This is a genomic window from Streptococcus sp. SCPM-O-B-23252 (M501), assembly GCF_058200355.1.
This window is the reverse complement of record NZ_JBYQGS010000001.1, coordinates 787,339-799,188: the sequence shown is the minus strand read 5'-3', so window position 1 is coordinate 799,188 and position 11,850 is coordinate 787,339. Positions and strand designations below refer to the sequence as shown.

11 protein-coding genes are annotated in these 11,850 nt (G+C 36.3%); 3 read left to right on the top strand and 8 right to left on the bottom strand.

Annotated features, from left to right (window positions below; translation table 11 throughout):
- Window positions 1–56: 56 nt before the first annotated feature.
- The 7 genes from AC3E6G_RS03895 to AC3E6G_RS03865 all read right to left on the bottom strand — a co-directional run bounded on the left by AC3E6G_RS03895 (window position 57) and on the right by AC3E6G_RS03865 (window position 7,134).
- Entirely contained in the window at window positions 57–1,814 is a 1,758-nt protein-coding gene (locus AC3E6G_RS03895) for a DUF4365 domain-containing protein (RefSeq protein WP_004252826.1), read from the bottom strand.
- 411 nt (window positions 1,815–2,225) lie between these two features.
- Window positions 2,226–3,209: an acetylxylan esterase gene (locus AC3E6G_RS03890; protein ID WP_156676783.1), complete on the bottom strand. Its 984-nt coding sequence runs from the start codon at window positions 3,207–3,209 to the stop codon at window positions 2,226–2,228.
- 106 nt (window positions 3,210–3,315) lie between these two features.
- Complete coding sequence (locus tag AC3E6G_RS03885; RefSeq protein ID WP_156676784.1) at window positions 3,316–4,083, bottom strand: alpha/beta hydrolase; 768 nt, start codon at window positions 4,081–4,083, stop codon at window positions 3,316–3,318.
- A 66-nt stretch (window positions 4,084–4,149) separates the two neighbouring features.
- The gene (ffh, locus tag AC3E6G_RS03880) at window positions 4,150–5,721 is read right to left on the bottom strand and encodes a signal recognition particle protein (protein ID WP_490700494.1); all 1,572 of its coding nucleotides are present in this window, start codon (window positions 5,719–5,721) and stop codon (window positions 4,150–4,152) included.
- Between the two features lie 17 nt (window positions 5,722–5,738).
- Window positions 5,739–5,954, bottom strand: a complete 216-nt coding sequence (locus tag AC3E6G_RS03875) for a 2-oxoglutarate:acceptor oxidoreductase (RefSeq protein WP_490700493.1) — start codon at window positions 5,952–5,954, stop codon at window positions 5,739–5,741.
- A 2-nt stretch (window positions 5,955–5,956) separates the two neighbouring features.
- Entirely contained in the window at window positions 5,957–6,289 is a 333-nt protein-coding gene (locus tag AC3E6G_RS03870; RefSeq protein ID WP_003001435.1) for a putative DNA-binding protein, read from the bottom strand.
- 146 nt (window positions 6,290–6,435) lie between these two features.
- Window positions 6,436–7,134 carry a GntR family transcriptional regulator gene (locus AC3E6G_RS03865; RefSeq protein ID WP_490700492.1) on the bottom strand — a complete coding sequence of 233 codons (699 nt, stop codon included), beginning with the start codon at window positions 7,132–7,134 and terminating at the stop codon, window positions 6,436–6,438.
- 138 nt (window positions 7,135–7,272) lie between these two features.
- On the opposite strand from AC3E6G_RS03865, the gene guaA reads away from it, so the two are divergent.
- The gene (gene guaA, locus AC3E6G_RS03860; RefSeq protein WP_140813992.1) at window positions 7,273–8,838 is read left to right on the top strand and encodes a glutamine-hydrolyzing GMP synthase; all 1,566 of its coding nucleotides are present in this window, start codon (window positions 7,273–7,275) and stop codon (window positions 8,836–8,838) included.
- 353 nt (window positions 8,839–9,191) lie between these two features.
- Complete coding sequence (locus AC3E6G_RS03855) at window positions 9,192–10,574, top strand: hypothetical protein (RefSeq protein ID WP_490700491.1); 1,383 nt, start codon at window positions 9,192–9,194, stop codon at window positions 10,572–10,574.
- A 155-nt stretch (window positions 10,575–10,729) separates the two neighbouring features.
- Here the strand turns inward: AC3E6G_RS03855 and AC3E6G_RS03850 are convergent, their stop codons facing one another.
- Complete coding sequence (locus tag AC3E6G_RS03850) at window positions 10,730–11,158, bottom strand: hypothetical protein (RefSeq protein WP_490700490.1); 429 nt, start codon at window positions 11,156–11,158, stop codon at window positions 10,730–10,732.
- A gap of 306 nt (window positions 11,159–11,464) precedes the next feature.
- Between AC3E6G_RS03850 and AC3E6G_RS03845 the strand changes: the two genes are divergently transcribed.
- Window positions 11,465–11,770 (top strand): hypothetical protein, encoded by a 306-nt coding sequence (locus AC3E6G_RS03845; RefSeq protein ID WP_061563974.1) that lies wholly within the window; start codon window positions 11,465–11,467, stop codon window positions 11,768–11,770.
- Window positions 11,771–11,850: the final 80 nt, after the last annotated feature.

Genomic DNA, 11,850 nt, shown 5'->3' with positions numbered 1-11,850 from the left:
AAAAACTCTTTTATCATATTAAGATTAAGAAAAATTCGAGTTGCAATAAATTTAAGTTATAATACCTTATATAAATTATAAATAGGGTAAACCTGATATCTTTCTTGAGTTTCTTTATCTAACTTAGTCCAAAATAAATCAGCTTGTGGTTTTGATTTTAATAACACTGATGCACCAAAACAAATTTCATCATTATCTTTATTATTTAATAAAATATTAGTAAGCTTCTCTATTTCAGTATTATCTAATTCACGATTTCTATATTTAATTTGAAGATCATTTATGATGCTTATGCTATTTTCTTTTATATGGTTCATGTTCCAGTCAGAAAGACGTTGAGCCCAGTTAAGCAACTGTTCTTTTTTTGAAACTTCTTCTGTCATATCGGCTGCAGCAACTATTTTTATTATGGTATCGTCAGCACACACGTTTTCTACACTACAGTCAACTAATCTTTGGTATGAGGCAATAACCGAATCAAAGTTACAGTTATCAATTGTTAACCAATCTTCGGGCCTAAAAACCTCAAATAAAGAAATATCCTCATCCTCGCCTCTCCTGCACCAAGGAGTTTCAGTGAAAATATCTATCATAGTTCCATTATTACCTTCATGAAATGCATATAGAGTACTAATATGTATGTTAGCAATCTTAAGATTAAACAATTTCGATTCCTCGTAATTTAACGCCACCTTGTTTTTTAATACTAGACCTGAATTAAGGATATTTAAATTTCTTTGAGATTGTTCATTAAAGAGGGATAAATCAAGCTCTTTTTTTATCCCCATTTTCTTTATGAAATTTGATATTTTCGACAATTCTTTTATATGGCTATCTAAATCAAGCGAATTAATATCCGATAAAGACCGTTCATCTAGTTCTATACTAATACCATTGAGTGTGAAAAATCCTACTTTTCCTAGTTCTTTAAGTGCCTGAGTACACTTTATAGCATCTGACAGCATATTAGGTCTTGAATAATTAAATTTAGGTTGAGCTTTCCCATTGTTAAAGGATATTTTAAAACCTTCCCCAAAATGAAGCTGTACCTCTCCGTCAGGAAAATAATGTCTCTCTATATCTTCAAAAATATAATCTCCTATCTCAATAATTAAATCTGTTGCTTCGAAAGTTTCAACAATCTCTATTGAATTTTCAAGTGGAATTTCGATGGCAGTTTCAGGATCCCTAAGATAAAGAAAGAGGTCGTGTTCCTTCTGGTAATTAAATATTCCTTCATGCCCCTGACCATAAAAGTAAAGCTTGATCTCTTTATTATTGGGTATATTTTCAATTGACATCCCATCGATATTTATAAAACTATGCTGTTTCTGACTATTAGTAACAAAATCAACTAACATCGAATAAATTTTTTGTTCATCTAGTTTATGAATCTGTACCGAAAGTGTTTTATAATTTGCAGACTTATTTTTTAATTTACTTCTTTTAATTATTTTCTTTATAGAAAAAGGTGGCAGTGATTTATAATAAATATCTTTTAAATTGCTATTCTCATCTAACCAAACTACGAATAAAACTACCCCACCGTTTTTTGAATACAATTCTAAATCACGCATATCTACTGGGAAAGATTTCATTGAATTGTTCTTACGTTTAGTTGCTTTAATTTGGACAGGTACTCTCCCAAATATTTCGCTCTTTTTCTCACTAGCATTTTTAAGAACATGAATTTCCCCATCCCACGCTGGAGTTTTATCATTGTTATCGAAATAAGTCTGAAGCAACTTATTTCTGTTAATAAATGTTGCCAGATATGAAACGCCTAACGTTTCAATTTGTCTATTATTTGCCAAATTATCACCTCATAACATAACACTATGTATTATTTATTATACCATCAACAAAATAAAAATCTATATCTTGTGTTCAATTGAAACTTAAATAAGCTTCAAAAAATGTACAATTGAACCACCACTTCTTCTACACCTATTAGAGTCGAAAATGTACAAATCAATTTCTTCGATTAGATGATATTATGTACTAGAAAACATACAAAATAACACTCCAGAATAATGTACAAAATAAAAATAAAGTACACTATTTAAAGAATGTACTTTATGCTTCTAATTCATTTGTATCAATGGTTTAAGTCTTGTTTGGTCAATTGTACATAAATTTTTAGTTTTTCTTTCTATACTAGATCTCTTTTAAATACAATAAAATCAGCAAATCACATGGATTTGCTGATTGTTTTTTTCTGTAACTTATTTTTCTACATATCGAAATGGAATCTTACTACCACAGAGCCAATTATAGACTCGATCATTGACTTGAACATTCATAGCTTCGTGGGCATATTCTGGCATGATTAAATGCTCTTTTGGACATTCTAATCGATTATAAATGGCAAACTGCGTTTCAGGATAACAAACATCATCATCTAGTCCGGTTATCATGTGAACTTGTCCTTTGATCCGATGGGCAAAGTTTTTTACATCAATATAGGCCAATGTCTGCATCAAACGATCTTCGGTTTCGTGGAATGGATCATGGAACTTGAAATAACGGAAAAGCTCGTCATAAGCCTCGCTGGTGTTCCCAATCTCCAATACTCGTCTGAAATCTGATAAGAATGGATAAATGGCTACCGTTCGTTGTATACGAGGATTCAATCCAGCAGCAATCAGGGCCAAGGCTCCACCTTGAGATGCTCCGTAGCTAGCAAGTTTGCTGTCGTCAACTTGAGGGAGGTTGGCTACAATTTCAATTAACTGGTAAAGATCCAAATAGACATCCTTATAAAAGAGCTCATCCGGACCTTCCACGGCTCCACGGATAATCTGTCCTTTTACCGTATTTCCAAGTGGTGAACGATCTCCGTCGGTTGAAAAGCCTGACTGACCTCTTACATCCATAGTCACAACACCATAGCCGGCTACTGTATAAGGCAGCATGTCAGACCAATCCCAACAACGGCCCATATAGCCATGAAAATGGAAAATAACTGGAACCTTTTGATCCGTTTTTGGGAGAACAACCCGCGCATAAACAAGCCCATCTCGTGTTCCTTTAAAGGTTAATTCATAACAAGCAACATTTGGAATGCTGAAATCTCGTTCTTCAAGCTTGTATTCAGGCAGTTCAGTCATCTTTGCTAGGGCTTGATCCCAAAAAGCATCAAAATCTGCGGGAACCTCATCTCGTCCCTTATAATCTTTCATTGTTTCTAATAATTTGGGATTTTTCATAAAATCCTCCTTAAGTATGTGTAATCGCTACCAAAAATGTACCATATTTACTTAAGGATTGCAAGAGACAAATAAAAAATTACATAACCGAAATTATGTAATTTACTTATAGATTCAAAAATAGACTTAATTGTTTCACTAGATCTGGATTAGTGGGTAAAGCCGAATGATGAGCTTTACGACCGTTTAAATTCACTTCTGTATAGGCTTGTTTCTCAAAAATAGATTGTGCTGCTTGTGCACTAGAAAGGGGGACGATCCCGTCTGATTTTCCAGCAAAGCTACCGACAAAGTTAAGGACCTCTACTCCTTTTTCTAAGCGATGCTTCCATTTTTGAAAATCATCATACATTTCCTGATTGAATTGGTAAGGACTGCCAATAATAGCGAGCTTGCTCACGGTCAGTTTTTTCTTTTCTAAAAAGCCACTTTCCAATAAACCAGTCAAAACTAGTCCACCATTGGAGTGCCCAACTGCCTTGAACTCTGTAAAATAATAGTGATCAAGGAGGTAGGTTAGAGCAATCTTAAGGGATTCGATTTGCTGCTTGATATTGCTGTAGCCGTCTCGATTGTTCTCGAAGCCAATCACAATCATCGGATTCGGCTCTTTCGTATTCAGTCTTCCCTCCATCTCTATAGAATCATCTTTGTTGACTTTTATTTTTAAAAGACTTTGCTTTTTTCTAGAAAAGCGATGGAGCATGCGGATGGTTCTATTGAATCGCTGGATACTGGCTGAACTCCCAGGTACAAAGATGATTGGTCTGATCGGTGGTTTCTTTGACCCTTTAGGAAATTCAAAGGGCTTGCTGTGCGAAGAAAACAATCTTGCAAAGAAACGAATGACTTGTTGAAATAATTTTTTTAACATGTTTCCTCTAGTAGTAGTTTCTAAAAGAACCCAGAACAGTGTGTTCCAGGCCCTCATTAGAAAGAATTATTTCCGCTTTTTCTTATTTTTGCGCATTTGTTTGGCCATTTTGTTCATAGCCCGTTTCATCATAAATTCACCGGCTTTTCCTTTGAGACCACCACCGAACATTTGGCTCATGTCAGGCATCCCAGCGCCTCCGCCAAGAGCTGATAAGTCAGGCATCCCGCCTTGTCCCATCATGCCTTCAAGAGCAGACATATCAGGCATGCCACCAGGCATATTCTTCGGCATGTTATTTGGATTCAGCCCCATTTGTTTCATCATCTTGTTCATATCGCCAGAGAGGACACCTTGCATCATCTGTTTGGCTTGGTTAAAGTCCTTGATGAATTTGTTGACTTCGACAAAGCTGTTTCCTGAACCAGCCGCAATCCGACGACGACGGCTTGGATTTAACAAATCTGGATTCTCCCGTTCAGCTGGTGTCATGGATGACACGATCGCACGTTTGCGAGCAATTTCTCGTTCATCAACCTTAAGGTTCTTCATGGCTGGATTGTTGGCCATTCCTGGAAGCATCTTGAGCAGGTCTTCCATTGGTCCCATGTTTTGAACTTGGTCTAACTGATCGATGAAATCGTTGAAGTCGAAGGTATTTTCCCGCATCTTTTCAGCGAGTTCAAGAGAGCGTTTTTCATCGTATTCTTGAGAAGCTTTCTCGATCAGTGTCAGCATATCCCCCATACCGAGGATCCGACCAGACATGCGGTATGGGTGGAAGGTTTCGATATCAGTGATTTTTTCACCAGTACCGGTGAATTTGATTGGTTTCCCGGTAATCTGACGGACAGAAAGGGCTGCACCACCACGGGTATCCCCATCAATCTTGGTCAAGATGACCCCGGTCACTTCGAGTTGTTCGTTAAACTCACGCGCCACATTGGCTGCTTCTTGACCGATCATGGCATCCACAACCAAGAGGATTTCGTTCGGTTCAGCAAGAGATTTGACATCGCGCAACTCGCCCATGAGTTTTTCATCGATTTGCAGACGACCGGCTGTATCGATCAAGACATAGTCATTGTGGTTGGCTCTCGCTTGTTCCAAACCTTGACGTACGATCTCTACTGCAGGGACTTCTGTACCAAGTGAGAAGACAGGGACATTGATCTGCTGACCAAGAGTCTTCAACTGGTCAATGGCTGCTGGACGATAGATATCGGCCGCAATCATCAAAGGACGTGCATTTTCTTCCTTGACCAATTTGTTGGCCAATTTCCCAGCAAAGGTTGTTTTACCAGCCCCTTGAAGACCGACCATCATGATAATGGTTGGGATCTTTGGAGATTTGATAATGTCTGCTGTCTCAGAACCCAAAATGGCTGTCAATTCTTCATCGACAATCTTCACGATTTGTTGGGCAGGGTTGAGGGTTTCAATGACCTCATGCCCTACGGCCCGTTCGCGGACGCGTTTGATAAAGTCTTTTACAACTGGAAGGGCAACGTCGGCCTCTAAGAGGGCTAGACGAATCTCTTTGGTCGCCTCTTGGACATCCGCTTCAGAGATTTTCCCTTTCTTACGAAGATTTTTAAAGACGTTCTGTAAACGTTCAGTTAAATTTTCAAATGCCATTATTTTCTCCTAATTTTTCAATTCAGTGGAAATCGTCCGAAATGTTGCAAACATTCTAGTTCTTCGGGTGTGACTTCTTTCATGATTTCATTTGGATATCCCCAACAGCTAAAACCTATTTGCATAGCTTTGGAGATATCATTGGGCGAGATAATCTGTAGTCGAGCAGAAAATACTTCCTCTGCGACTAATAGTTTGCAAGGTATTCCTTGATAAATGACGAGACTGCCCATAATCACTCCCGATTGTCAATGCTTGATAAAATTTCAACCTGCTCTTGTAGAAAAGTATCTTCCGGATAGCGTTCTAAAATCTGATCAAAAATCTGGCTGCGCACAATGTAATCGGAATACATATGGAGTTTCATTTCGTAGTCCTCCAAAATCTTTTCAGTACGTTTAATATTGTCATAGACCGCCTGACGGCTCACTCCAAACTCTTCCGCAATTTCAGCCAAACTGTAATCATCGGCATAATAAAGCTCGATGTAGTTCATTTGCTTATCCGTCAAGAGCGCTGCATAAAACTCAAAGAGCGCATTCATTCGGTTGGTTTTCTCAATTTCCATACCTTTCATTATATCAAAAAAGCCCGCTAAAGACTAGCGGGACTTACCTATTTTGCCTCACAAGAAACAAGGAAAATGGTTTAAAACAAAATCGCTGTTTCCTAGCGAAAGACTCCTGAGAATTACGTAATATAAATTATGTAATTCTAATTATTTTCTAGATAAAATTCAAAGCGCTCGCCAACATATTGACTTTTTACATACTCAAAAGCGGTTCCATTATCAAAATAAGAAATCTGGGTCAAACCAAGGATGGCCTGCCCTTTGGGAATTTCCAGATATTCAGCAATCTTTTCTTTGGCCAAGCGTGCATAAATGGTTTGTTGAGATTTGCCAATTCGATAGCCGTGCTCTTCTAAGGTTTGGAAGAAATGGCTAGTGACTTCTTCCCGTTTGAAGTTTTTGATAAATTTTTCTGGAATCGAGGTGACTTCATAAACGACTGGTACACCATCCGCATAACGAACCCGTTCCATTCGAACGATTGTTTCAGTCTTGTCGATACCAAGCTTATCTACTTCTTGAAGGCTTGGTATGGTGCGTTTGTATGATATAACCTGTGTCGAAGGGATCTTTCCTTGGGCCTTCATGATTTCAGTAAAACTAGTCGTCCCCCGCATCTTTTCCTGGACGCGCGTGCTAGCGACAAAAGTACCACTACCAACACGGCGTTCCAGTACTCCTTCTTCTACCAAGAGTGTAATGGCTTGACGGAGGGTCATGCGACTCACTTGAAACTTTTCTGCCAAGTCTCGTTCACTTGGGAGGCGCTGTCCAATTTTCCAGATTTTCTGGTCAATCTCTGCCTTGATTTGGTCGTGAATTTGAATGTATGCTGGGATCATATTGCTACTCTTTCTATCTGTTACAACCTATTGTAGCGCAAATTTATCAAATCTTCAATCCTAGTCAGTCTTGATTGGTAATGAATGGCCTTTTGTGTTAGAATAGAGGAAAAGAATTTTCTAAAAGAAGGGGAAAAGATGACAAACCTATCAACTGATTTGCATGATGTTGAAAAAATTATCGTGCTTGACTACGGTAGCCAGTACAATCAGCTTATTTCACGTCGTATTCGTGAGATTGGTGTCTTTTCAGAATTGAAGAGCCACAAAATTACGGCAGCTGAAGTTCGTGAAATCAATCCAGTTGGGATCGTTCTTTCAGGCGGACCAAACTCAGTGTATGAAGAAGGGTCTTTCGATATTGATCCTGAAATTTTTGAACTTGGAATTCCAATTCTTGGGATCTGTTATGGAATGCAGCTATTGACTCACAAGCTTGGAGGAAAGGTTGTACCTGCAGGAGATGCTGGTAACCGTGAGTATGGTCAATCTGAGCTAAACTTAGCTGAATCTTCTGCCCTTTTTGATGGAACACCGGATAAACAGTTGGTTTTGATGAGCCACGGAGATGCTGTAACAGAAATTCCTGCCGACTTTGTTCGTACAGGTACTTCTGCTGACTGTCCGTATGCTTCGATTGAGAATCCTGATAAGAAAATCTATGGTATCCAATTCCATCCAGAGGTTCGTCACTCAGTACACGGCTATGATATCCTTCGCAACTTTGCCTTGAATATCTGTGGTGCCAAGGGTGACTGGACCATGGATAACTTTATCGAGATGCAAATCAAACAAATCCGTGAGAAAGTTGGAGACAAACGTGTCCTCCTTGGCCTCTCTGGTGGTGTTGATTCTTCTGTCGTTGGAGTTCTCCTTCAAAAAGCGATTGGGGATCAATTGATCTGTATCTTTGTAGACCACGGTCTTCTTCGTAAAGGAGAAGCTGACCAAGTCATGGATATGCTTGGTGGAAAGTTTGGTCTCAATATCGTCAAAGCAGACGCTGCCAAACGTTTCCTTGATAAATTGGCTGGTGTTTCTGATCCCGAACAAAAACGGAAGATTATCGGTAACGAATTTGTCTATGTCTTTGACGATGAGGCAAGCAAACTAAAAGATGTGAAATTCCTTGCTCAAGGGACACTCTATACAGATGTGATTGAGTCTGGTACGGATACTGCTCAAACTATCAAGTCTCACCACAATGTTGGTGGACTCCCAGAAGACATGCAGTTTGAACTCATCGAGCCTTTAAACACTCTTTACAAGGATGAAGTTCGTGCCCTTGGTACTGAACTTGGTATGCCAGACCACATCGTATGGCGCCAACCATTCCCAGGCCCAGGACTTGCGATCCGTGTCATGGGTGAAATCACTGAAGAGAAACTTGAAACAGTCCGCGAATCAGACGCTATCCTTCGTGAAGAAATCGCTAAAGCTGGTCTTGACCGCGATATCTGGCAATACTTCACTGTTAACACTGGCGTTCGTTCCGTTGGGGTTATGGGGGACGGCCGTACTTACGACTATACCATCGCTATCCGTGCTATCACTTCCATCGATGGGATGACAGCTGACTTTGCCAAAATCCCTTGGGAAGTACTCCAAAAAATCTCTGTACGTATCGTAAACGAAGTTGACCACGTCAACCGCATTGTCTACGATATCACAAGTAAACCACCTGCAACTGTTGAGTGGGAATAGATTATAGTACTACATTTATGTGATTTAATTAATGTAACAGCATTATAATTACGAATAAAGATTGGAAACCATCAGAACCTATTTTGATGGTTTTCTTAATTTTATATACTGCTCTATATTTTATTATTAAATATAACGCCTTAGATACTAATTCTTCTTATATTTTAGTTAAAAATCCAAATAGAACCCTTATATTTTTGAGATATAAAAAAATAAGATTTTGTTGTGTTGCTTTTAATGATATTGACAAAGAATGTGATTTTTATTATAGTTATTATGTTATAAATACTTAACATTCATTAAGAAATTTGTGTTAAGTATAATAATTAATCTACTAATTTTACGAGGAAATTATGGAAGAAAACAATCAGTTAATCCTAAAAGGTCACCAATTAAATAATTTGTCTAATCATCATTTACAAGATGTTATTTCTATGGCTGTAGCTGAGAAAAAACCTGTAGAATTAGCTTGGAGCAACTATTATTATGCCTCAGAAAGAAAACAGTATAATGACTATTTGTTCGATCTCGGGCTAACTCAATATCAAATAACAAACTCAATGATCGGACAAAAATTACCTTTTTCTCAAAAAGATGTTGAGGAGGCTATACATAATAAAATTAACGAAAATATTAGTATGGCAGAAACTAACTTAGCCAAACTTGATAAATCTTGGAAGAATGATAGTAAAATATTCTTAGAAAATCTACAAGCTGAGAATCCCGAATACTTTTTAGACTGGTCAAAAGAACAGATTAGTAAAACAAAATCTCCAGGCTTCTTTACATTAAGTCTATCGGCAATGCTATCTGGTTTAGTTTTGTTGTATATTTTTTATATGAATGTATACAGTATGGGTAGTGAGCATTTTTTTCAATGGGTATTAGAACCTTTTATTAGTCTAGTCACGTTGGAATTTTTGGAATATCCATTTTTATCCTTCTCATTCTTTATAGGATTTGTAATTGCATTTGCAGTTTTATTGACTATCACAAGTCCACTAACTATTTCTCTTTGGGAAAAATTTGTAAGAGATCCTTCAGCAGAATCAAAATCTAAAAAGATTGCTAACGATCGTTATATTCACTCACAAACAGTCTTAAAAGAGTATACAAATAAGCCTCTATCAGAATTTATTGAAAAGAATGTTTATAACCAATTAATTACTGACGCAATCCCTACTGATTATTTAAATAAATTAATTAATGACTATAATAAGAATATAGAATTGCTAAAAACAACTGATGCTTGGAAAAATAGATACCCTAAAGCAGCAATTAAAAAGGTTTTCAAGTTAAATGAAAAATTGTCTACGGCTTTGCAAGACTATAATAATAGAATTGAAAATGGTACTAGTATGATTGCATTACTACCAAAATCGTATCATGATTCTAAAAGTTTATCAGTTATTTGGCAGTTATTAAACGAGGGACGGGCAGATACATGGAAAGAAAGTGTCAATCTTATGAAAACAGATCAATTCCAAGATCAGATGCTCTACACCATTAATAATCTTTATCAATCAGTTGATAACCTTTCATCTCAACTGGCTGATGATGGTAAGAAATTGCGTGATAGTCTAGAATTCTCCATTCAGCAACAACACTCTCATTACTCTGAACTGAAACAATCAAATTCTAAACAAAATAATCTTTTAGAGCAAAATAATAAATTGCTAGAAACGCAAAATGATATTACAAGTGCCCTTTTGATGTCAGAGTTAATCTCTAGATAGATACATAAAAATTTATTTAAATACAAAAAATCACTTGATTTTTCAAGTGATTTTTTGAGTTGCTACTATAGTCAAAAAAGATGAAAATATATATAGAGATCTTTATTTGAATAGTATTTATAAAACACGTATCTTATAGGAAATAATTAATCTATTCATTTCAAAAGTTTGCTATAAATCCGTGCAAATGTTAAAAATAATCCCCATAGTAAACTTAAGATGATTATAATCATTTTTCCAGAACTTACTTCTGCTCCGATAATAAATATATGAAAGAGAGGAGCGAGGCTCATGCACATGTAAATAAGATAAGTAAGGAAATTAACTTCACCAATTCCAATAATAAAATTTTTCATGAAGAATTGCATAGTTTCTTTACCTTTTAGCTTCTTAAAAATGGTATATAAGATGTTTGCTCCAGTAAGTCCGATTAATAATTCTATTGGTAAGAAGTAATAAGAAAAAATCAAATGAGAAGTTATTACAAATGAAAATATAAGAATATCTAAATTAATACTCTTAAATTGAGCTTTAATCAGATAATATAAAAACGCAACCAATATAGAAAGTATAAACATCTTCATAATACATTTCCTGACTTATTATTTACTTTAAAATATAATTATTTGTGTATATACAACTGTTTCTTTTATAATTTAAAACAGAATGAGATAATTATTTTCAACATGATAATAGCATAAATTTGTAAGTTCTTCAAGCGTAATTATTTATGGTTTAAACTTACTTTGAAGAATCTATTCTAATAAATACATACACTATCTTTCGTATAAGATTTAACTTGATTCTTAAAGAAAACAATGCTATGATAAAGTTATCGTTATTTTTATGAATTATTAAGTAAAATACTTTTAAAGTTTAGGAGAAACAAAATGTCAGAAATTACAGTATCGCGTCAAACTGGCCTTGTAGGTGTATTAATGAAGGTAAACGTTTATATCAATGGAGAATGTGTTGCCAACTTAAGCAAAGACGAAACCGTTATACTTCCGCTTCCTGAAGGGCTTGATATGGTTAAGGTCTACGTAGATCAAAGAGGAGCCTTCACTCGTTCTAAGGAAGTGATCGTAAAAGCTGGTCAAACAGCTATTATTAAAGCTTCAGCTATGAAAACACTTCTAGGTATTTTCGGAAAAATCTTAGGTCTTCCTTATCTCTCAATCGAAGTAACAGATTAAAAAGCCAATGAAAATTGGTTTTTTTTTAGGACTTAAATTTTTAATATAAGCCTACAGAAAAAGGAAGCAGGTTTTATCCC

Coding starts and splice junctions, on each gene's coding strand:
- AC3E6G_RS03890 (WP_156676783.1), bottom strand. CDS start 3,209: ATGAAAAATCCCAAATTATTAGAAACAATGAAAGATTATAAGGGACGA.
- AC3E6G_RS03885 (WP_156676784.1), bottom strand. CDS start 4,083: ATGTTAAAAAAATTATTTCAACAAGTCATTCGTTTCTTTGCAAGATTG.
- ffh (WP_490700494.1), bottom strand. CDS start 5,721: ATGGCATTTGAAAATTTAACTGAACGTTTACAGAACGTCTTTAAAAAT.
- AC3E6G_RS03875 (WP_490700493.1), bottom strand. CDS start 5,954: ATGGGCAGTCTCGTCATTTATCAAGGAATACCTTGCAAACTATTAGTC.
- AC3E6G_RS03870 (WP_003001435.1), bottom strand. CDS start 6,289: ATGGAAATTGAGAAAACCAACCGAATGAATGCGCTCTTTGAGTTTTAT.
- AC3E6G_RS03865 (WP_490700492.1), bottom strand. CDS start 7,134: ATGATCCCAGCATACATTCAAATTCACGACCAAATCAAGGCAGAGATT.
- guaA (WP_140813992.1), top strand. CDS start 7,273: ATGACAAACCTATCAACTGATTTGCATGATGTTGAAAAAATTATCGTG.
- AC3E6G_RS03855 (WP_490700491.1), top strand. CDS start 9,192: ATGGAAGAAAACAATCAGTTAATCCTAAAAGGTCACCAATTAAATAAT.
- AC3E6G_RS03850 (WP_490700490.1), bottom strand. CDS start 11,158: ATGAAGATGTTTATACTTTCTATATTGGTTGCGTTTTTATATTATCTG.
- AC3E6G_RS03845 (WP_061563974.1), top strand. CDS start 11,465: ATGTCAGAAATTACAGTATCGCGTCAAACTGGCCTTGTAGGTGTATTA.